The organism is Larkinella punicea (genome assembly GCF_003334855.1).
GTDB lineage: Bacteria > Bacteroidota > Bacteroidia > Cytophagales > Spirosomataceae > Larkinella > Larkinella punicea.
Genome location: NZ_QOWE01000004.1, coordinates 290358 through 313143 on the forward strand (window position 1 = coordinate 290358; position 22786 = coordinate 313143).

Sequence of the window (22786 nt, forward strand, 5' to 3'; positions counted from 1 at the left end):
GTTGAGCGGAGGAAAAAGGAGTTAAGCGGAGTTTTTTTAAGAACTTCTCTGCTTAACTCCTTTTTCCTCCGCTCAACTCTGCGAAACAATATCTTTTTTAAAACTTAGTTAGTGCCGCTTCCAGCACCTTGTCTTTCCCGGCGGCAAGGTCTTCTTTGGTATTGACAACCGTGATTTTGGGTGCAATCCCGATGCCTTCGTAGTTTTTGCCATCCGCAGCCCGGAAGTCGCCCGGTGTGACGCTATAAATCCAGCCATTCGGCAGCTCCCGCTTCGGATTGTCGGAGAAAACGCCGTACGTTTTGTCGCCCAGTTGCGTAACGTTACGGTTTTGATTCATGGCCAGCGTCAACGTTTCGCCCGCACTTTGGGTGATCCGGTTCGTCAGCAGTACAACAGGTTTTGTATACTGACTGTTGCCGCCCGGCTCCACATACCACTCGATCGGAGCAGTGAAATCGCTGTGTTTGGGGCCATTGCGAAACCGGGTGGTCATGAACAATTTTCGTTCCGACGCAAACCGCCCGGCAATCCGCTGGCTCGACCGGTCGAGGCCACCGGGAACATTCCGGGCGTCTACCACCAGTCCTTTCGTATCAGCCAGAGCCGCCAGCGCATCATCCAGGGCCTGATCGTAGAAATCCGGGGCCAGTCCCAGATCGGTGAAGAGAATGTACCCGACGTTCCCGGCCAGCTTTCCGTACAGCACCTTGACCCCATCTTCCGCCCGGACTTCCTTGACGTCCTGAACGTATTTTTTCACCACGTCGATGCTGAATTCGTCCAGCGGATACGTCGGTCCACTGTCGTAGCGCCGGTAGTTCGGGCCTGGTTTCAGCAGCCAGAGGTGACCGTTGTGCAACTCGCCCAACATCGCCGACAAAAGATCAAAAAGCTGGTCGTCCGACATTCCCGGTTTTACCTGAGACCGGTATTTCTGCTTCATCGTGTTCCAATCTATTTTCTGAACGTCAAACAGGCCGTACATCCGGTCAAATTCCTGCCAGAGTAAATCGAAATTGGATTCGGGGGTATTGGCCGGTTCCGGGCCAACCGCCAGTTCGTTGCAGGAAACCAGCAGCAGGGCCGAAATCCCCAGCAAAAGAGACTTTAAGGACTTGATTTTCATGATAGTAACTTAATGATGATGTTGTTTACCGGGATTGGTATTGAAATTTATAAACGAGCGATACTGAAGCTGCGTGAGCGGCCGTCTGAATGACGCGCGGTTCGGTGTAGCGCATCCAACTGTAGCGATAATCGGCCCGCAGGGCGATGCGGGGCGTGGCGTCGAAGCGGTAACCAATGCCGACCTGCGGATTCAGAAACCGGTTGAACGCAACGAGTTGGGTTCCGCTGAAAAAGGTCTTTGTGTCCGAGCTGTTCGGCTTGGAAACCACGTTGCTGTAGGGCATCCGGCTAACAGCCGCCAACACCGGCATCGAGACATTAACGTCAAACACATTTCTTTTTCCAAGGCGCAGTTGTGTCTGATAAAGTGCGCTAATTGCCGCCGTATTCATGACCCAGGTGTTCAACGCCAGTCCATCTGCGTAGCCAAATGTATCGTGCAATCCGACACCAAGCCGGGTGGTCCGGTTGGCCGTCTGGTGAATCAAACGCCGGTATTCCAGATCAAGGGTTCCGCGGTAAAGGGTTGGCACCAGATACATGGGTTGTTCCTGTTCCGGCGAAAATTTGATCCCGCGAATCCCCAGTGTTGGCGAAATAAAATCCGCTAAACCTACTTGCAGACCAAACCGCCATTGATTTTTAGCCGTTTGTCGGGTGTAGGCCAGCCGTCCCCCGTTCAGATTGGCCACGTAACGCATCGGTGATGCCTGCAAATCACGTAAGGTAAATGTTTCCCGAACGTAGCTAATTTGTAGTTCAGAAACGGTTTGGAACGGTTGCGCAACGGCAACAAGTCCCCCAAACAACAGCAGCGCTGTCGAAAAAATAGTTTTCATAAATCGGTCGTATTTGTTGTAAATTAATGGGAACGGCTGCTCCTGGTAGCGGGTGCAGACGTGCTCTGAATGAGTTGAAGTGCCTGCTTCATCGCCCGGTCGTTGTTCGTTAACACATCGTCTATGGTCGGCACGACGGTGTGATCCGGGATGATTCCCTGTCCGGGTTTGAGGTCGTTCGGCAGATTCGCCATGCGGTAGCCGAACATGCCGATGCCGAGATCGATTTTGGAATTCGGCAGTTGGGTGACGGTAAAAATTCCGCTGTTGTCTCCCGCGTAGCCGCCCCCGGTTTCCTGTCCGACAAAAACGGCTCGTTTGTCGGCGTGCATCCGAGCCGCCAACTCCGAGGTTACCGAAAAGCTTAAGCCATTGACCAGCACCAGCAGTTTTCCGTGAAAAGCATCGCGCTTCGGCTTCTGAATTTTCAGACCAGACTGTTTGGTAAAGACATACCCATCGCCCCGCTTCCGGACGACGAGCCACTTGAATTTCCGGTAAATCGCAGGTGTCCAGGCCGGAAACGAGTAGTTTTTCTTTTGCCGAACGCGGATGTGATCGTAATAGCGGAACGGTTTTTTGGCCAGGTATTGGTACAGAGTAACACCGTATTTCTCTTCTCCACCTTCGTTGTTTCGCAAATCGAGCACCAGATTCTGCACCTGCTTTTCTTTCAGTTCCCGGAACGAATCTTTGAGAAACCCCCGGTAGTCCTGCTCTTTTTTGTCGTCCCAAAACCGCTCGATGGTCATCACGGCCGTAGTCCCTTTATCGATCATTGCCAGCCGAAAAGGCCGTTGTTTGGCGGGTTTGTGTTTTTCGTTATATGCTTTGATTTGCTCAAGCGTTACGGATGAAAGTGATGCCATTTTTTCCTCATTTCCAGCCCGATACTGAACCTCATGAACATCCGGTGCTGAGATAAACGTCGCATAATAACCGGCAAAAAACTGATTCAGGTCATCGTATTTCCCGTTGACGGTATGGCCATCCGCAAAGGTCATGTTGGGCAACAGTTCCTGAATAATGTCCGCAACGGATTTCCCATTGATGCGGGTCAGTTCCACCCCGTTCGGGACGGTTTCGGTTCCGAAACTTCCCACCACCCAGGCTCTGTTTTCCACCACATACAGTTTTAGCGGAAACAGCTTACCGGTATGAAACGGATAATGTTCATCCTGACCCGCCGGAATCCATTTGACGTGACCATCTTTCAGCGCCACCAGCAGAGGAACCATCGTTTTGTAAAACGCCTGCTGCGTCATCGGACGATTTAGCTGAGCCTCCGTAGCCGTAAAAAGAGAGTCGAACGTCGCTTTAAACGTATATTGGTACGGGGCCGGATGGGCTTCATTCAAGGCCGTTTGGAAGCGGATGAAGTCGGTGCGTAGTTGTTCCGGCGTCAGCGTTTGGGCCATCGCCACTGAACACTGAATAATGAAGACATAAATTAGTAACAGGCTGGTTTTCATCGCATTTGTTGTTCGTTTTAACAACACAAAACTGCCTGTAAAAAACCGCTAACCCAACGCTGTGTCCACCGAATTGTTGAGTTTTACCTCCGAAACGTCGGATTTCACTCCCCTAACCAAATCCGAAACTCCCCGGCTTTTTCCCGGCTGACGATCACTTCCTCTTCAAAAACCGGGCGCAGGCTCACTTTGAGCTTTCCGTTAAAATAGAGATTCACCTTGTCGATGGCCCGCAGTTCGGCGATGACCTGGCGGTTCAGCCGAAAAAATCGGTTGGGGTCGAGCAGGGTCGAGAGTTCGTCCATCGTATAATCGATCATCCATTCGTGTTCGTCGCGGGTTTTGAGAAACGACAGCTTGTTGCGGGTGAAAATGTAGGCCACATCCGACAGGGGAACCGAAAAAAGCCGTTGGCCCTGCTTGACCAAAAACCGGTCGCGATACGCGGGTTCCGTCGGCGTGGGCGGTTCTTCCGTAGACGACGAGGCCGCCAACTTCCGCAGCAGCGTCGCCAGCGACGTATTCAGGCCGTCAGGCTGTTCAAGAAAAGCCTCTTTCATCCTCCGCAATTTCATCAGGGCAGACCGCAGGTCATCTTCTTTGACCGGTTTCAACAGGTAATCGATGCTGTTGACTTTGAAGGCTTTAATGGCGTATTCGTCGTAGGCCGTCACGAAAATAACCGGACTCGTAACCGGCATCCGGTTAAAAATTTCGAAACTCTGCCCGTCGGCCAGCTCAATATCCATCAGAATCAGATCCGGTTTGGGATGAGTTTGCAGCCATTCTACCGACTCGTCCACGCTGACCGTCATGCCGGCAACGGTCGCGTCGGGTTCCACTTCCTGCACCAGCCGACGGAGTTTCCGGGCGGTCGCTTCTTCGTCTTCAACGATGAGAATAGTCATAGGCAGTCACTTCAATCAATGGAATCATGACCTGAAAACAGTCACCGGTTTGCCGAACCACCACCTCGGGTTGTTTCAGCAGCCGGTATTTGGTCGTAATGTTTGACAGACCAGTACGGTTTGAGGGAATCACATTCTGTTTCTTTTGTAAGCTATTGACCACAAACAGGTTCTGAGCTTCATCGGTATAAATCCGGATCAGCAGCGGTTTGGTGGGCAACGCAACATTGTGCTTCACGGCGTTTTCCACCAGCAGTTGTAGCGTCAGCGGTGGCACGAGAAAGTCGAGATACCGTTCTTCGACGGTTATGTCGAGTTCGACACTGCGGCCAAACCGCATTTGCAGCAAATTGAAATACGCCCGAATAAAAACTAATTCGTTATCCAGCGACGTCAGCAGTTGCTCGTTGGTTTGCAGCACATAGCGATACACCGACGCCAGTTCTTCAATAAACCGCTCGGCCTGTTTGGCATCTTCGGTCACCAGCGACGACAGCGTACTGAGGCTGTTGAACAGAAAATGCGGGTTAATCTGCGCCTTGAGCGAATCGAGCTGACTTTGCAGGTTTTCTTTTTTGAGTTGCTCGGCTTCGTAATAGGTCGTCCACCACTGACGGTAGAGGTGTTGCCCCTCGTAGATGGCGGCAATGGGCAGGGTGAATAAAAACGAGACCAGGGTCGTCACCCAGTAGGTTCCACCCGGCAGCGGATAGCCCCAGAATTGGGTTACGTCATAGATATACGTCACCGTCACCCGCTGAATAATCGTAGCGCCTACAAACCAGCTCAGTGCCAGCAAAATCCGGTTTTTTGTCTGGTTAAGCCGGGGAAATTTCCGGCGGGCCAGCAGAATTCCCTGCCGGTTCACTTCGAGCAAAACCGTCCACTCGATCAGACTAATCAGCAGGGCCTGGAACCAGGTGATGTCTTCGGGGCCATTGTCAGGCTGATAAAAAACAAACGTAGCGACCACCGCCACCACCAGGATGCCGGTCAGGCGCAACCATTTGTCGTTCAGTTTTTCCATCGTTTGGTAAAGATGCTACAAAAGCCGCTGAACCGAAAGGTGGGGTTGCTGAAGTGTCGGAAAGGGACGCCTGGGCGTTGGAATTGCGGATCTAAATTGATTTTGAGAGTTATATTTACAATGAGATCATTGCAAGCCAAGTCCGCCTTAAAAATAGCATTAAACGGTATCACCGTGAATTGGAAGAAATAGAACTAGATATTTCACACTGCCGATTCATGCTGGAACGCATAACAAATACCGATTATGATGAATCCTCAGGAAAAGACGAAACAAATTGAAATTGCTTATTCGGCTGTTGATCGGGCGAATGATCTTCTTACTAAAATCGCCTTGAAGACTGCCCAATTGGATCGTGATGTCAAAAAGCTCAAAAACGAACTATCTGAGCGCCTGGCAGAGCAAGCGGATCAGCAGCAAAAATAGGGTTGTAATCCGGTTTTCCGATCCGGCAGAAAACCATTCACCGAAAAACGCCCGATCGTTCCAATGAACAATCGGGCGTTTTTCGGTGAATGGCAGGTCTCCTTACAATTTGATCCCCATCTTCTTCGCCATATCGGCGAACATTTCCGGATCGATTTCGTCGTCACCGGGTGCATTGAGCTGTGGTTCTGCTTCCAGATCGGGTGCCGGAAACCCTTCGGGACTTCCGAAAACGACCTCCACTTCCTGCCCATCGTCGGGGTGCGTTCCGTTCCAGATCAGCCCGGCGGTCTGGTAATCTTCCTTGCTGAACGTATACAGTTTCAGGTGCAGTTTATTTTCCATAAACTTCTTCGCTTCCGGGAAGGCGTTGTTGCTCAGGTTCGGAATTGGCAGCAGTTTGGTAACTTCCACACCCGTCAGTTTTTCGAGTGCTTTGGCATAAGCCACCACGTGAAGACCGCCCCGCACCAGCAGATAGCCGATCATGGTCCGCGCCGTTGGGTCGCTTACCATCTCATATACCCGCATTTTGTTGGCACGAGCCCCGCATTCCAGGAAGAAATTATGCAGTAAATCCAGCTTCAGATTACCGCTGCTGAACACGTTGTCACCCGTCCAGAAATGGCCCATCGAATCCATTGGCAGGGCAGCTTGACCACTGGCGATAAAATGGTGCGTATTGCGTGCATTGACCGCGTCGGCCAGGGGGGCCGTGGTGGGGTCGAAACCGCGTTTGCTTGCCCCCGTTAGAAGCAGGTTGACCGTATAGGCGACAACTTCGATATGGCCGTATTCTTCGCCGGCAATGCTGCTGATGACATCGTAGAAGGGACGGATTTTCTTGCGGCCTCTGAAATTAAAAGACTGGTAGGTGTAATTCATCAGGGTCGACATTTCCCCGAATTTTCCACCGAGAAGTTCCTGAACGGCGGCCGCATCATTCGGCGACGGATTGCTGGGTGTAGGCAGCTCGATTGGCAGCCGATCCATTTTCAAAATCATAACTGGAGCGAATTAGAGTGAGAATAACTTGTATACTCTACTCCAACAGCCCCCCTGTCCGATGGTTGTTCTTATTTTTTTTAAATAAAACCACCATCGGCTAACTCGCTAAGCAAAAGACCTTTTTGCAAAACCGCCATCCGGGTTGTTATCCAACGGCCCGGCAGCGGACTCCTGAAAACCGTTTACGAAGGCCGTTGATTGTCAGTCCGGCTTTCGCTCCCCGCGTCGCAGGGCGTTGACGAGGTTGTGCGTCAGGCGGGTGGGTTCGGGAATCCGGTAGCCATAGCCCCGGCGGGCACCGTCACACTGCAACGTCAGCGCGATGGCAGTTTCCAGATCAATCAAATGACCGGGCGACACGTAGACCGGATTGACCTTGTTTTTGGTTCGCAAAGCCGCCCCGATGGTTTCGCCGTAGTGTTTCATTGGCGACCACGCGCCCCGCTCCGGAGCCGGTTCGTCGTATCGGCCAACCAGAACCGACTTGGCACAGCCGAACGTGGGGCGGTTGAGAAACAGGCCGCCGTGCGACGCAATGCCAATCCGGCGCGGGTGGGCGATGCCCTGGCCGTCGAACATCACGACATCGGGCTCGGTTTTCAGTTTCGACCAGGCTTCGAGCAGCGACGGTATTTCCCGAAACGACAGCAATCCGGGAATGTAGGGAAACGTCGCCGAACTGATCACGCCCACTTCTTCAACCACTTCCAGCGTATCGAGCCGTAAAACGACAATACCGGCATACACCGTCTCCTCGAATTTGTTGAAGGAAATATCACAACCGGCAATGGTCTCTACCGGTTTGATCAGCGGTTGAATCCGGATTTCGTGCCGCAGTTGCTGTTGCAGGGCGACGGCTTCGGCGGGGGTTACGGTCCAGTCGTGGAGAAGTTGGCAGGTGGCCATGAATTTGGTTTTGTTGCGTATCCCTAACTCCAATCGCCCGTCCGAAGTTTAAAGACTCGAATTGATGACGGTATTTCTGCTTGACTATCTGCTTTTTTCCGTTAGTTTTGACGCCAAACCTTCTCGATGAAATCATGAAAAAAGCAATCCTCACCCTCCTTCTATTGCCTTCCCTCTCCTTTTGGGCCGCAGCCCAAACCACGCCCACAGCCGATGAAATTATTGCGAATTATCTGACGGCCGTGGGTGGAAAGGATTTCCTGTCCAAAATCGACAACCTCGTCGTTGAGTTGTCGACGGAGATGCAGGGCAACCCGATGGTAATCACGTTGAAACAAAAAGCGCCCAACAAGTTTTCCCGGGTGATGATTGCCGGCGGTATGGAAGTTTTCAAAATGACCAGCGACGGCACCAAAGTCGCGATGGGCGGGATGCGCGGAAATGGCCAGGTACTGGAAGGCAAAGACGCCCAGCAAATCATCATCCAGAGCGCACTCTGCCCAGAACTGCATTTTGCTGAATCAGGCGTAAAAAGCACCGTGGAAGGTACTCAGAAAGTGGGCGGAAAAGATGCTTACAAAGTCAAGCATTCGGCCGCCGACGGAACGGTTTTGTGGACGGATTACTATGACGTAGCTTCCGGACTGAAAACCCAGGCGGAATCGACCCAGAAGTCACCGCGCGGAGAGATGCAACAAATCACCCAGTATCTTGACTACAAAGACTTTAAAGGACTGAAATATCCTTCCACGATGGTGCAGGGAAACGGTCAGTTTCAGATGCAGATGACGGTTGATAAAGTCAAAATCAACGATGGCGTCAAGGATTCGGAGTTTGTGGTAAAATGACACCCTGACAGGAGGCCCCTCACCCCGTCAGCGGTCACAGACCCTGACAGCGGTGAGGGGATTCGATTATTACCACCCTGTCAGCAGTCGTAGAATTGGAGCCCGACCACCCCGTCAGGGTCTGCGACCGCTGACGGGGTGGTCGGGCTCCAATTCTACGACTTTCACATAAAACCGGATTTCGTCCACCTCAAAATCATCGGCGGTTAGGTTGGGGAGCGTCATCGTTTGCCAGACGGTCGTGGGCATGATGAAATCGGATTGGTTTTCGGTTTTAGTTACCCGAATGGGCATCCGGAAATTGGGAACGTCGGCTTTCCAGCGATACCTTACGACTAATTCCTGCGCCTTTTCCGTCAATTGAACTTCCAGCGTTGGAATCGTTGGGTAATTCAGGTACTGATCAAAAAACCAGGTGTAATCTGTCCCGGTTTTTTCATTGATATAGCCGACCACATCCTTTGTCGTCACAGTTTGAAACCGAAACCGTTGCTGGATGCCTTTGAGGATCTCAGCCCAAAGCCGGTCGTTGTTGAGCATGTGCCGAAAGGTATACAACATCAGACTGCCTTTGGAATACATGTCACCAATGTCGTAGTGAATGTGGTTCACATCCCGAATGCCGATAATCGGCTCTTTGCCAATGACCTGCGGTGGCAGTGATGCGATGTAGCCCAATTCGCCATCTTCCGGAACCGCCGAGTCCAGGTAAAATCCCTCCGAATAGGTGGCAAACGCTTCGTGAATCCACATATCGGCCAGATCGCTGCAACTGACATTATTGCCCCACCACTCGTGCGAAACTTCATGCCAGGCCAACTGCATAATTCGCAGGGAATCTCCCAAAGTCAGCGAATCGGCGCGTTCTGCGGGCAATTTCCCAAACGAAACCGCGCTCTGGTGTTCCATCGGATAGAGCGATTCCATCAGCTTCAACCCATCGCGCGGAAACGGATACGGGCCATAATGTTTCTCCAGGGTCGCCAGCATTGGTTTCACGCCGTCGAAAACCCAGTGGAATTTTGCCTGATTGTAGGGCATATAATAGTAATCCAGTGTCAGCGAATCCAGGCCGTAGATTTCGCGCCGGTGGGCATATTTCCCGATGTTTAGCGTTACGTTGTAGTTGTTGATCGGGTAACTTACGTACCACTCATATTGCGTCTGGTTGCCGGGCAAGGCGGTTTTGCGCAGTAACCGACCGTTTGAGATGTTCATCAGATTGTCCGGCACCGTCACGCTGATGCGCATGCTGTCGGGTTCGTCGGAGAGGTGGTCTTTGTTGGGCCACCACAAGCTGGCACCCGACCCCTGACAAACCACCTGCACCCACGGATGGCCTTCCTGGTCTTTGTCCCACAAAAAACCGCCCATCATCGGCACCGAAAAATCCGGCACCTGCGGTGTACCCGAATACGCAATTTCCAGTTCCTGCTCGCTGCCCGGCTTCAGGTTTTCTGGAAACTGCACAAAAACTGCATCGAATTCCCGCGTGTAGGCCAACGGTTTTCCTGCGTACGAAATCCGGTGAATCTGCATGTTGGCGTACAGATCAATCTGGAGTTTGTCGAGCGGAGCCAGTACCTTAAACCGCATTTTGTTATGCCCGCTGATCGCCTTGTTTTCAATGTCGACCTTGACTGCCAGATCGTAGAACATCACGTCATAATTACTGCGCAAAGGCGTGAGTTTACCGCGCAGGGTGTCGGCGCGGGTAAAACCGTTGGTGCGGTTGGCAACGCGGATTTTCAGGGAGTCTGGTTTGGCAATTGCCTTAACGGCCGGTTTTTGCTGAGACAGGGAGTCCGCCGAAACCGCTTTCTGAATGTTGTAGTTTTCCCAGAAATCCGGATCGTTCTGCTCACCAATGAGCGTACTCATCGAGTTCTGGTTTTCGCCAATGTTCCCTTCCGCAAACGGCGGAATGCCCTTCGCCCCGACGTCGGTAACCGTAAAACTGGTAGCCACTCGCCAGCGTTTGTCTTTGATATTCCGCGATTGACTGTTGAGAAGCACTTCGTACCGTCGCTCGACATTGCTCAAATGCCATTTATTTTTATAAGAGCTAAATGTAACAACTTCCTTAAAGTCAGCGAATTTCAAATTCATTTTATATACTACTGACGCCAGCTTTTTCTTCAGCCAGTCGCGGTTATTTTCCCGGTCGAAACCAGACGGTGTTAATGTCCATTCGCAGCGAACAAAAGCGAGCGTCCGGACATCGATGTAAAGCTTGCCGATTACATACGCCTTTCGGCGGTTCTTCTTCGGAATAATGTCAATTTCATACGTCGGCCGATCGTCCAGCAACGTACGCAGTTTAAAATCATAGTATTTGTAGTTTCGTTCATTAATGACATTATTCCGGGAAGACGCCAGTTTAATAAAGTCCCCAAACAGCGAACTCCGGGCGCCGTTGCTCAGGTTCAAATACGACGGCAAGTTGTATTTTGAGGTGTCAAATTTCTTTTTTCTTCCTTTAATCAGTTTGATCTGATCCTTTTCATCCGGTCGGTTGTACGCGGATTTGTAGATCGACAATACAGTTTCGTTGAAGGAAAGCGGTATCGTATCGAGCCGGGTATCTTCCCGGTAAAAAGCGGTCAGTTGCACCGAAGTCGTGTCGTAATTGCGCGGAATGGCGGCAATGGCCTCCTTCAGAACATCGACGGCGGTTTTGCCTCGGGCCTGCACCCGCACTTCGGAAAGCGTAATGGCTGCGGGTTTTAACCGGATGACCAGATTCTGATTTTTGGCCAGTACAATCGGTTGCGAAAAGGACTGATAACCCACACTGGAAACTTTCAGACTGTCACGGACAAACTCGTTCGGCACCTTCAGCAAAAAGGCCCCCACTACATTGGAAACTGTACCCATGCTCCGCCCCACCACCGAAATCCCCGCAAACGGAATGGGTTCGCCGGTCTCCTGATTAATGACTTTCCCGGAAAGCGTCAAATAACCGGACTGGGCATTGGCAATCAATGTAAAAAGGGTAAAAAGAAATCCGAAAATGGAGGTTAGGCAGAAATTGGCTGAATACGTCATTTGGCTTGTTGTTTGCACCAAAACAAGCCAAATGACCGATCGCAGTCTGCTCAAATCCGGATTTGAGAGGAAATATTAACCGAATCTGGCCTTGAACAGGCCGCATACGCACCCTGAAAGGGTGAGATCATTAACCCGCGGTTTTTCCGTGGGTTTTTCTATGGTGGATCCCCATCGGTGGATTCCCATCGGTGGATTCCCATCGGTGGATCCCCATCGATGGATCCCCATCGGTGGATTCCCATCGGTGGATCCCCATCGGTGGATCCCCATCGGATTAACGACTAAGCGGACGCGCCCACGGAAAAACCGTGGGTTAATGATTACACCCTTTCAGGGTGTTTCGTAGATCGGGCCGTCGCCGGGTACGGTCATTCAGCACCCACGGAAAAACCGCGGGTTAATGATTACACCCTTTCAGGGTGTTTTGTAGATCAGGCCGTCGCAGGGTACGGTCATTCAGCACCCACGGAAAAACCGCGGGTTAATGATTACACCCTTTCAGGGTGTTTTGTATATCGGCCAGTCGCAGGGTACGGTAATTCGTCCGGATAATGATCCTATCTCTTCGAGGTGTTTTTGTCTTTACACCGCCTGCCGGTTCAAATATTCCTTCGGCGAATGCCCGGTCATTTGTTTGAACGTCCGCTGGAACGTGGCCTGGGAATTGAAACCGCATTCGAAGGCAATACCGGTCAGCGTCAGGTTGGCACTGGCCGAATCGTTCAGCCGCCGTTTGACATCCTCCACCCGGTATTCATTGACGAAGGTGTTGAAGCTCTTACCGAGGTGTTGGTTCAAAACCGCCGAAACCGTTTTGGCCGGAAGCCGCAAATGCCGCCCGACTTTCTCGACGGTCAGTTCCGGGTCGAGATAGAGCTGATCGGTTTCCATGGCCTTGACCAACCCGTTTGTCGTTTCCACAACCAGTTCGTCGGGCAAAACCGCCGGGCTGGTTTTCCGAATGGGTTCAGGCAAAACCGTATGACGGGCGTGGAAATACCCGCCCAATCCCAGCCAGTAAATCATCACTGCAATCGGAATATAGAGCGGATACCAGCCAAACGCATCCAAAAGAGCATTGCTGGTTTGGGGAAGGATATACGGAACCAGATGCAGAAACCAGATCGTTTGAAAGGCAGCAAAAACCATCAGAAACTGCCGCAGCCAGCGCACGCTCGCCCGTTGTTGCGCCGTCGGGTCGAAATGCGTTTTTTGAAACTGCACCAGCCAGCGATAAGACACCAGCCCGTAGAGGGTTACGGAAATCCAGCGTGGAATGTCAGCGTACTTATCGTAGGCATCCATTAGGGCGCCCACTTTCTGGTTGTCGGTGTGCTCAAAAAAACCGAACAGCAAACCGAACAGGAAAACCCAGGCCATCAGCCGACTGCCACAGTCGATGATCACGGGCCAGAAATGCCTTCGTTCGCGTTTACCCAACCGAAAGTCGGGGTCCAGCAACGAGCGGGTATAAAAATAAATCAGCGGCCCCAACGGCATGATAATGATCAGCGGAACAAAATCGACAAACAGATTGATCCACGGATTCATGATCGGAATGCCAACCGCCAGACTGGCCGACGCCAGTAGCCCGACCAAAACGGCCAGCAAGCGGTTTGGGAGCCGGTTGCCTTTGGGATTGAACCACAACAAAGCCGCCAGGATGAAACCCTGCGCCGTACCCAGCAAAAGAATTAAATCCAGTGGTGGTATAGTCATATGGCAAAGTACCGAAAAGATTGGCACCCCTCAAGGTTCCCGAACTGACTTTTCTCACAAAAAATAAAACCCGCCTTCTGCAATGAGAAGGCGGGTTTGAGGTCACAATCAGGACGGTTAACGACGGCCATATACCGGACCACGATTGGAGCGATTGGATTGTTGAAAGGCAATCCATTTTTGAAGCTGCGATTTGTTCAGTACATCCAGCATTTCATTCTGCTTTTGGACCTGTAGACGTTGGTACATTTTCGGATTACGACGTTGCAGGCTGATATTCTCGCGGGTATCGTAGCGGTCTTCAATGCGTTTCAGCTCCTTTTCCTGTTTCCGCGACAGGTTGACGATGGCATCCAGCCGGTCGATCTTGATGTCTTCCTTCACATCGTCGTAACGCGAACCGGGGTTGGTGTTGCTGTATGGTGCCGGATTGCGGTTTGCGCTGGGGTTGTATGTGCGTTGAGCCATTGAAACGCCGGTACTTAACAGGGCTACAGTTGCGAGGGCAATGATGGTCTTTTTCATGTTCGTGATTGTTTATTTGTTCGTTACTGAAGGTTAGAAGCCCAATCGGGGGCTGCGTTTAACCGGCCATTCGGGCATTCGACCGAGAGCTGGTTTTTCCCGATCAGCCGGGCGGTTTTACCGATGAGCATCCTGTGAGCTGTCCGCCGTAGACGGGAGTTGTTTCCGAAACCCGACCACTTACCAAATGCCGGTGGCGGTTGCGGTCTACATCCCCCAACTTTAGGTTGCAAAGGTTTGTCAAGGGCGATCACTTCGCGTATATTGGAATCGCTTTTCACCCTTCGCTCAACCGCCTAAAAAACTGATTACGACGACATAAGCTCCACCGAAACCATCCTATGGAAGCGTTCTTACTGGTTATTGTCATTATTCTGATCCTGGTTGCCTTCAGCCGGTTTGCGGACGTCAAGCAACTGATTCTGCGGCAAAGCGATGAGATCAATCAATTGCGGGCCGATTTCAAAGCCTTTCAGAACGTCGTCGGCTCAACTGACCAGCCCGTGAAGCCCACGATGCTGGACGAACGAGGGGCGGTTATCGAAGTCGTAGAACCGCTGGCTCCCCCCGTAGCGATTCGGCCCGAGCCCATACCGACGCCGGAACCGGAACCGGAACCAACGCCCGTGGTCGAGCAACCGGCATTTCGGATCGAAAGCGCCCTTCCTCCGCCGATTCCTCAACTCACCGATCTGCCGCCCATTCCGGTTTTGCCCCCACCGGTTCCGGCCGAACCGCAACTGTCGTTCTTTCAACGTTTTCTGCGCGACAATCCCGATCTGGAAAAGTTCATTGGCGAAAACCTCATCAACAAAATCGGGATTGGAATTCTGGTTTTAGGCATCGGCTATTTTGTCAAGTTTGCCATCGACCAGGAATGGATCAACGAGATTGGGCGCGTATTCATCGGTGTGTTGGCGGGTGGAGCCCTCATCGGCATTGCCCACCGTTTGCGAAAATCGTTCGGGGCTTTCAGTTCCGTGCTGGTCGGCGGTGGTCTGGCGGTGCTGTACTTTACCATTGCCATTGCCTTCCACGATTACCACATTTTCAACCAGACGACGGCTTTTGTGCTGATGGTCGTCATCACCGGTTTTTCCATCCTGCTGGCGATTTCCTACGACCGTGTCGAGCTGGCCGTCGTGTCGCTGGTCGGCGGTTTTGCCACGCCGTTTATGGTCAGTTCCGGCGACGGCAACTATGTGGTTCTGCTGACCTACATTCTGATTCTGGATGTGGGCATGCTGGTGCTGGCCTATTTCAAGAAGTGGAATCTGGTGCATATCGTCGCCTACGGGTTCACGGTTCTGCTCTTCGGGGCCTGGCTGTCCGACAGCATTCTCGAAAACAAACCGCATTATCAAGGGGCCTTCATTTTCGCAGCCCTGTTTTACGTCGTCTTCATGGCGATGAATCTGATCAACAATCTGAAAGAAAAAGCCCGGTTTTCGGCCGTGGAAATCAGTTTGTTGCTGAGCAGTACGGCTTTCTTCTTCGCAGCCGGGATGGTGATTCTGCTGCATAGCGGCCATCAGAATTACCAGGGCTTGTTCACGGTGGCACTGGCCGTCGTCAACTTTGGGCTGGCGGCTTTCCTCTATCGTCGGGAGGCCGTGGACCGCACGCTGATTTATCTGCTGATTGGCCTGGTCATCACGTTCGTGAGTCTGGCGATTCCGGTGCAACTCGAAGGCAATTTCATTACGATGTTCTGGGCGCTGGAAGCTGTGTTGCTGTTGTGGCTGGCCCAAAAATCCGGTCTGACGCTGGTTTCAACCGCTTCGGTGCTGGTTTTGGGGCTGATGCTCGTGAGTCTGGGCATGGACTGGGCGGATCTGTACGGTGGTGTTTCGACCTTACCCCTGCCCATTGTTCTCAATAAAGCCTTCATAACCAGCCTGGTTTCCATTGTTGGCCTCCTCGGTGTCAACCGGTTATTGAACACGCAGACCGAGCCTTTCCGGTTCTGGATTGGTCAACTGGACGTGGAAAGCTATCGCCGGTTTCTGCGGTTCATCACGGTCGTGGTGCTCTACCTGAGTGGGTTGTTCGAACTGGATTATCAGTCGGCACTACGGATCGGGTTTGGTCCCAACCAGACCATTTTGCTCGGTTGCTACAACCTGTTTTTCGGGGCCGGTTTGCTGTTCAATGCCCAGCGTTCCGGCAAACGCGGATCGCTCTGGATCGCCGTCTGTCTCGGACTCCTCGGCCTCATCGCCTACCTGTCGACCTACAGCCCGGCGACGATGACGCTGCTGAACGATTATTTTTTAGGCGACGAACCGAGCCTGATTGGCTTCCCGGTCCATTATGTCAGTCTGCTTTTTACCCTCGCGATTCTGTGGCTCATCGACCGGAACAAAGCCCAACTGACGCCCCTGCCGCCGGTTCTGCTGCGAATCTGGCCCTGGTTTCTAGGGTACGTCATTGTATATGTAGCCACCTCGGAATTGTTCGCGCACGTCATCTATTTCAGTTTTGCGGGATCAAAAACCGCTGGTTTAGCGGGCCAGCCAGCACTGGTGCGTTTCGATGAACTGCTGATTCAGACCAATAAAGTCGGCCTGCCGATTCTCTGGGGCGTCTGCGCCTTCGTGTTCATGTGGATTGGATTGAATCGCAAAAACCGCCAGCTCCGGATTCTGTCGCTCAGCCTGTTTGCCCTGACCATCCTGAAGTTGTTTATTTACGACATCGAGGGCATTTCGGAAGGCGGAAAAATTGCGGCTTTTATTTCGCTGGGCGTGCTGCTGCTGATCATTTCGTTCATGTACCAGAAAATCAGAAAGCTAATTCTTACCGACGACGCCAATGCGACGCATGAACCGACTGCTTAGCCTGACGACGGTTTTTGTATTGATCTGGGAAATAGGCCGGACGCAATCCTTTGACTTTCGGGCGGGGATTCCTCCGGTGACGCAACCCGGTTATTACCGGATTCCGTTGCCCCCCGCCGTGGTCGGGAGGCTGAATGCGGCCAAAACCGACATCCGGCTGTACGACGACCAAAACCGGGAAATACCGTATCTGCTGACGCAAAAGCAACCCGGCGAACACGTTCAATTCAGGGAATATGAGCTGGTTGGTAAAACTACCACTTCGGTATCGACTCAATTGGTGCTGCGCAATGGCAACAAAACGCCAATCAATTCCATCGGCCTGATTCTGAAAAATACAAACCTGCGCAAAAAAGCCCGGCTGAGTGGCAGCAACGACGGCAAAACGTGGTACGGTATCGAAGACGACTACTGGCTCGAACCGGTTTCCAACAGCCGGGCGACCTCCGAAGCCAAAATCCTCGGTTTTCCGCTGAGCGATTACGAATATTACCAACTGGAAATCAACGACTCACTGAGCGCCCCGCTGAATATTCTCAAAATCGGGTATTATACAACGACCACCGAAGCAGGCAATTATTCCGACATTCCCGGTATTTCTTTTACGCAACGCGACAGTAGCGATCACAAGAGTTACGTCCACATCACCTTTCCGACCCCATCGCGCCCGGACAAACTGACCATTTCAGTACAATCCCCGGATCAATACCGCCGAAGCGCAGCGTTGGGGCAGTTCCGGATTCAAAAGAAGAAAAGGAATCGCCGACACCGTTTTTTCGAAACCTTGAAGCGTTTCGAACTCAACTCGATGGACAGTCTGCACACCGTTCTCCTGCCAAATCAGCCCACGAAAGACCTGTTCCTGATCATCGAAAATCAGAATAATGTTCCGCTGACGCTGGGGAATATCAAAGCCCAGCAGTTAAGCACGGAATTACTCGCCAAACTAAAACCGGGCGAATCCTATCACCTGGCTTTTTCCAACCCCACGGTGGGCGCTCCAGCGTATGATCTGGTGTTTTTCAAAGATAAAATACCGGCAAATCTCCCTGTGATTCAGACGAGTCACATTGGTCCGCTTGTAGAAGTACAAGTTGTCTCCAACTCCTTTTTTACAGAAAACAACTGGTTGATCTGGCTGGCGATTGGGCTGGTTGTGGTTCTACTCAGCTATTTCTCTTACCAAATGGTAACAGATATGAAAAACCGCTAGCCGGTTTTCATATCAATCCAGAATCTCCCTCCCCTCCCTGTCCCCGGATTACATGCGGGGTTATCCATCCTCGGCCCTGCGGGTTTGCATTCCGTCTATCTAAATCAATAAGTAGTGCTATAATTCAATATAATTGAATTATAAATAAATAATAAGCATTTCAATAGAATCAAATACCTATTATCTCTTGCCAAATATTTTCTATTAACAGTCAAAACTAATCTTTTATAGTAAAATATCAGAAATAATTTTGAAAAAACCGATAAATTATATAGCCTTGCAACGAAATTATTCCTAATCATAATTCAATAATATTGAATATTATGAGATCCTTAAAACTCTACTTCAAAAAAATAGGCTTGTTGCTTTTAGTAAGCACCTGGCCTGTCCTGGGATGGGCACAAGTGAACATGTCGGGTAAAGTCACTGAAGAAAATGGACAGCCATTACCCGGCGTAACGATCATTGAAAAAGGCAGTACGTCCGGCACGACCACCCAAACGGATGGCACCTACAGCCTGAAAGCAACTTCCGCTCAATCCGTACTGGTTTTTTCATTCGTAGGCTATACGTCCGAAGAAAGGGCCATCGGTAACCGATCCAACATCAATGTGATACTGCTGCCCGATACCAAGCAACTGGGCGAGGTCGTCGTGGTCGGCTACGGAACCCAGCAGAAAAAGGATCTGACCGGCTCCGTAGCGTCGATTTCGGCCAAAGAACTCCAGCGCATCCCGGTTTCGGGGCTCGATCAGGCGTTGCAGGGGCAGGTGCCCGGTTTGCAGATTTCCACCACCTCGGGTGCGCCGGGCGGTAACACGAACATTCTGGTGCGCGGGATTGGCTCGGTTTCCGGCGGGGTCGAACCGTTGTTTGTGGTCGATGGTTTTCCGATCAATAACTCCGGGGTCGGCAATCCGCTCAACACCATCAACCCGGCCGATATCGAGTCGATTGAAATCCTGAAAGACGCGTCGGCGACGGCCATTTACGGCTCGCGGGGCTCCAACGGCGTGATCATCGTATCTACCAAACGTGGAAAAACCGGTCAGGCCCAGATCACCGTCGATGCCTACGTCGGCATGCAGGAACCGGCCCGGATGCTCAAAATGATGAATACCCGGCAGTTTGCCGAATTTGTCATCGAAGGCCACAACAACGGCTGGCTCGACAACGGTGGCCCCAATGCCAAAATCACCGACCCGAACAGCGTCCGCTCCGCGTCGTACCGGATTCCCGAAGCATGGCAGGATTTGAACAACCTGCCCAAGGTCGACACCGACTGGCAGGACGTCATTTTCCGCAATGCGCCCATCCAGAACTACCAGGTTTCGGCCACCGGCGGCACCGAAAAGCTACGCTACGCGATCTCGGGGGGGTATTTTAACCAGAAAGGAATTTTGATCAGCTCCGGATTCGAGCGGTATTCGGCCCGGCTGAACCTCGACGGACAACTGACCAAACGGCTCAAAGTAAGCATGAACCTGGCTCCGACCTATACCAGCACCGATAACGTTCCGTCCGCCGGTCACTACGGTGAATACAACATCGTTGCGATGGCGCTCTCCATGCCGCCGATGATTCCGGTTTACAACCCCGACGGCTCCTACGGCAACACCTTCGACCTGACGAATGTGGGCATGGGCGCGATTGCGAACCCGCTCAAAACCGCCAATGAATACAAAAGCACCAATGCCCAATTCCGGATGCTTGGCAATGTTTTTGGCGAATACGAACTGGCGACCGGTTTGAAATTGAAAGTCAGCGTGGGAACCGATTTTAATTATTACAACACCAATACCTTCAAACCCTCGACGCTGTCGGGCAATGCTTCGCTGTCGCCGGCCACCTCCAATGTCGTCAACACTGCGGATGTCAACTGGCTGAATGAGAACACAATCAACTACCGGCGCACATTCGGCAACCACTCTTTCGATGCACTGGCCGGGTTCACCATCCAAAAATCGACCACCACGGCAACCACCACGAATGCGACCAATTTTGCCGACGACCTGCTGGAAAACATCAACGGCGGTCAGATTACGGGCGGGAGTTACACCATCGGGCAATGGGCGCTGCTCTCCTACCTGGGCCGTGTCAATTATTCGTACAACGACCGGTATTTACTGACGGCCACCATCCGGACCGACGGCTCTTCCCGCTTCGGATCGGCCAATCGCTGGGGGACGTTTCCGTCGTTCTCGGCGGGCTGGCGGCTGTCGGAAGAACCGTTCCTGAAAAACCTCAACCTGTTCGACGACTTCAAAATCCGGGCGGGCTACGGTTTTTCGGGCAACAACGCCATCGGAAACTACCGCTATCTGGGCCTGCTTTCTGCGACTAATTATGTATTGGGCAACACCCAGGTTCCGGGGCTCTCGCAGGGCAGTTTCACCAACAACCAACTCGGCTGGGAAACCAGCAAGCAAATCGACATTGGCGTGGATCTGGCCTTTTTCAACAGCCGGCTGCAATTCACGGGCGATTATTACAACCGCCGGAATACCGATATGCTGCTCAACAAGGCCATTCCGGCCGTCACGGGCTACACCACCGCCTGGGTCAACATTGGTGAACTGGAAAACAAGGGCGTCGAGCTGGCGCTGTCCGGCAAACCCATCGCCACCCGGGATTTTCAGTGGACGAGCAGTTTCAACGCGACCTTCAACCGGAACAAAGTGCTGCGGCTCGGTTCGGAGGGCGAACAGCTCTTTTCCGACGGCGGACGTGGGGATGTCAGCATCACGCAGGTTGGCCAGCCCATCGGGAGTTTCTTCGGCCACGTAGCGGAAGGCGTTTTTCTGACGCAGGAACAGCTTTCGACACACGCCAAACAGAACGGGGCCAAGCTGGGGGATTTAATGTACAAGGATGTGGACGGCAACGGCACCATCACCGACGCCGACCGGACAATCATCGGCAACCCGCAACCTCGCGCATTCTACGGTTTTAACAACACGTTCAGCTACAAAAACTGGTCGCTGAGCGTGCTGCTCAATGGCGTTCAGGGACGCGATGTGTTCTGGGCCGGGGCGGTTTTTGTGCGCGGGTATCACGGGGTGCAGAACAACCTCAGTGAAGTCATCGACAACTACTGGAAATCACCCACCGAACCGGGCGACGGCAAATCCCCCCGCATTATCCGGGGTGCCCTCAACAACAACCTGCGCTACAGTTCCTTCTTCAATTTCGACGGTTCATACCTGCGGGTTCGCAACGTCACCCTGAACTACAACCTGCCACAAGGGCTGTCGAAACGGCTGGGGATGCAAAATGGCCGGGTTTACCTGACGAGCAACAACCTCTTCACGTTCACGAAATACCCCGGCTACGACCCCGAAATCAGCAACTCCGGCGACAACATGCTGGCAGCCGGGATCGACTACCTCGGCTATCCGCCCGCCCGCACCTTCACCCTTGGTTTAAGCCTCACCTTCTGACCAAACCCGACATCATGAAAGCCAAAAGCCTTATACTCTCGCTGTTCAGCCTGCTCATTCTGGCCGGTTGTCAGGATGATTTTCTGGCCCTTTCGCCCGAAACCGACCGCAACACGGTTAATTTTTACAAAACCGCAGCCGATTTCAACAATGCCGTCGTGGGAACGTATGCTTCGCTCAAACTGGGTGGCACCTACAACACGTCCTTATACTGGATGGGTGAAGTATCGACCGATAACGCCAATTATGGCGTAACGACCCGGCAGGCTGTCAACGTCGATAACTTCCAGTTCATTGATCATTCCTACACCTCGCTCAACGACATCATCTACGCGGCCTGGCGCGATCATTATCGGGGCATCAGCCGCGCCAACGCCATCCTGAGCCGCATCGAAACCGCTGGTATTCCCGATAACCTGAAAGCGCAGTACCGGGGAGAAGCCCAGTTTCTGCGGGCGTTGCTGTATTTTAACCTCGTCCGCCTGTACGGCGATGTGCCGCTGGTGACAACCGAAATCACCGAAGCCGACGGTGCCAGCAGCCTCACCCGAACCCCAACCGCTGAAGTCTACAACCTGATCATCAGCGATTTGCAAAGTGCCGAACAGGTTTTACCCATCACCTACGGTTCAACGGATGTTGGGCGGGCACCGCAGGGCGCGGCCAAAGCCCTGCTTGGCAAGGTGTACCTGACCCGCAAGGAATGGGACAAAGCCGCTACCAAACTCAAAGAAGTCATTTCCTCGGGCCGGTTTCAGTTGCTGCCCAAATACGCCGATGTCTTCAGTTTTGCCACACCGACCAATGCCGAAATCCTGTTCAATGTTCAGTATAAATCGGGCAACACGGGGCAGGGAAGCAATTTTGGACCGGTTCAGGCCAGTGAAGGCGCACGGATTACGGGCGGGAGCATGCGGTATGTGACGGCAGACATGGAAAACGCTTACGAGACCGGCGACCTCCGCAAGGCCTTTTCGATGAAATCCTCTTATCTTGACGCCACCGGGCAACTGGTGACGCAGCGGTATGTCAGTAAATACGTGCAATTTGGCGCACTCGCCGGTGATTCGGACATCGACTTTCCCGTCATCCGTTATGCCGATGTGTTGCTGATGTATGCCGAAGCACTCAACGAAGTGGGTTTCAACCCCGAAGCCGTGACGAATCTGAATCTGGTGCGCCAGCGGGCGGGACTGGCGGCCACGACCGCAACCACACAGAGCAGCTTTCGACTGGCCATTGAACAGGAACGCCGGGTGGAATTCGCGTTTGAGAACCACCGCTGGTTTGATCTGGTCCGGACGGGACGGTATACGACGGTGATGAACGGCAAAGGGCTGACTGTGCAGGATTTCCACACCCTCTACCTGATTCCGCAACGGGAAATGGACCTGAACCGGTCGCTGACCCAAAACCCTGGCTATTAAGCAACT

At 52.4% G+C, this 22786-nt stretch carries 16 protein-coding genes; 6 read left to right on the forward strand and 10 right to left on the reverse strand.

The window, feature by feature from the left end; genetic code table 11:
* Window positions 1-97: 97 nt before the first annotated feature.
* The 5 genes from DUE52_RS06450 to DUE52_RS06470 all read right to left on the reverse strand — a co-directional run bounded on the left by DUE52_RS06450 (window position 98) and on the right by DUE52_RS06470 (window position 5377).
* Window positions 98-1129, reverse strand: coding sequence for a S41 family peptidase (locus tag DUE52_RS06450; protein ID WP_114405153.1), 1032 nt, complete (start codon window positions 1127-1129; stop codon window positions 98-100).
* A 25-nt stretch (window positions 1130-1154) separates the two neighbouring features.
* Window positions 1155-1970 carry a hypothetical protein gene (locus tag DUE52_RS06455; RefSeq protein WP_114405154.1) on the reverse strand — a complete coding sequence of 272 codons (816 nt, stop codon included), beginning with the start codon at window positions 1968-1970 and terminating at the stop codon, window positions 1155-1157.
* A 23-nt stretch (window positions 1971-1993) separates the two neighbouring features.
* Complete coding sequence (locus tag DUE52_RS06460; protein ID WP_114405155.1) at window positions 1994-3442, reverse strand: S41 family peptidase; 1449 nt, start codon at window positions 3440-3442, stop codon at window positions 1994-1996.
* A gap of 104 nt (window positions 3443-3546) precedes the next feature.
* Window positions 3547-4350, reverse strand: a complete 804-nt coding sequence (locus DUE52_RS06465; protein ID WP_114405156.1) for a LytR/AlgR family response regulator transcription factor — start codon at window positions 4348-4350, stop codon at window positions 3547-3549.
* On the reverse strand, window positions 4331-5377 hold the full coding sequence (locus DUE52_RS06470; protein ID WP_114405157.1) for a sensor histidine kinase: 1047 nt from the start codon (window positions 5375-5377) through the stop codon (window positions 4331-4333). Before DUE52_RS06470 ends, DUE52_RS06465 begins: the two co-directional genes overlap by 20 nt.
* A 246-nt stretch (window positions 5378-5623) precedes the next feature.
* Between DUE52_RS06470 and DUE52_RS06475 the strand changes: the two genes are divergently transcribed.
* Window positions 5624-5803, forward strand: coding sequence for a hypothetical protein (locus DUE52_RS06475; RefSeq protein ID WP_114405158.1), 180 nt, complete (start codon window positions 5624-5626; stop codon window positions 5801-5803).
* Window positions 5804-5905: 102 nt separating this feature from the next.
* Here DUE52_RS06475 and DUE52_RS06480 read toward each other — a convergent pair whose 3' ends face one another.
* Complete coding sequence (locus DUE52_RS06480; protein WP_114405159.1) at window positions 5906-6808, reverse strand: manganese catalase family protein; 903 nt, start codon at window positions 6806-6808, stop codon at window positions 5906-5908.
* A gap of 204 nt (window positions 6809-7012) precedes the next feature.
* Window positions 7013-7717, reverse strand: coding sequence for a deoxyribonuclease V (gene nfi, locus DUE52_RS06485; protein WP_114405160.1), 705 nt, complete (start codon window positions 7715-7717; stop codon window positions 7013-7015).
* Between the two features lie 134 nt (window positions 7718-7851).
* On the opposite strand from nfi, the gene DUE52_RS06490 reads away from it, so the two are divergent.
* Window positions 7852-8565 (forward strand): hypothetical protein, encoded by a 714-nt coding sequence (locus DUE52_RS06490; protein ID WP_114405161.1) that lies wholly within the window; start codon window positions 7852-7854, stop codon window positions 8563-8565.
* A 114-nt stretch (window positions 8566-8679) separates the two neighbouring features.
* Here the strand turns inward: DUE52_RS06490 and DUE52_RS06495 are convergent, their stop codons facing one another.
* From DUE52_RS06495 to DUE52_RS06505, 3 genes are all read right to left on the reverse strand, one after another.
* A complete protein-coding gene (locus DUE52_RS06495) occupies window positions 8680-11613 on the reverse strand; it encodes a M1 family metallopeptidase (protein WP_114405162.1) in 2934 nt (977 codons plus the stop codon).
* A 585-nt stretch (window positions 11614-12198) separates the two neighbouring features.
* Entirely contained in the window at window positions 12199-13335 is a 1137-nt protein-coding gene (locus DUE52_RS06500) for a helix-turn-helix domain-containing protein (protein ID WP_114405163.1), read from the reverse strand.
* 117 nt (window positions 13336-13452) lie between these two features.
* Window positions 13453-13860: a hypothetical protein gene (locus DUE52_RS06505; protein WP_114405164.1), complete on the reverse strand. Its 408-nt coding sequence runs from the start codon at window positions 13858-13860 to the stop codon at window positions 13453-13455.
* A 341-nt stretch (window positions 13861-14201) separates the two neighbouring features.
* On the opposite strand from DUE52_RS06505, the gene DUE52_RS06510 reads away from it, so the two are divergent.
* From DUE52_RS06510 to DUE52_RS06525, 4 genes are all read left to right on the forward strand, one after another.
* Entirely contained in the window at window positions 14202-16700 is a 2499-nt protein-coding gene (locus DUE52_RS06510; protein WP_114405165.1) for a DUF2339 domain-containing protein, read from the forward strand.
* Window positions 16684-17913, forward strand: coding sequence for a hypothetical protein (locus DUE52_RS06515; protein ID WP_114405166.1), 1230 nt, complete (start codon window positions 16684-16686; stop codon window positions 17911-17913). The genes DUE52_RS06510 and DUE52_RS06515 overlap by 17 nt, the downstream gene beginning before the upstream one ends.
* Window positions 17914-18236: 323 nt before the next feature.
* Complete coding sequence (locus DUE52_RS06520; RefSeq protein WP_114405167.1) at window positions 18237-21353, forward strand: SusC/RagA family TonB-linked outer membrane protein; 3117 nt, start codon at window positions 18237-18239, stop codon at window positions 21351-21353.
* 14 nt (window positions 21354-21367) lie between these two features.
* On the forward strand, window positions 21368-22780 hold the full coding sequence (locus DUE52_RS06525; protein WP_114405168.1) for a RagB/SusD family nutrient uptake outer membrane protein: 1413 nt from the start codon (window positions 21368-21370) through the stop codon (window positions 22778-22780).
* Window positions 22781-22786 lie beyond the last annotated feature (6 nt).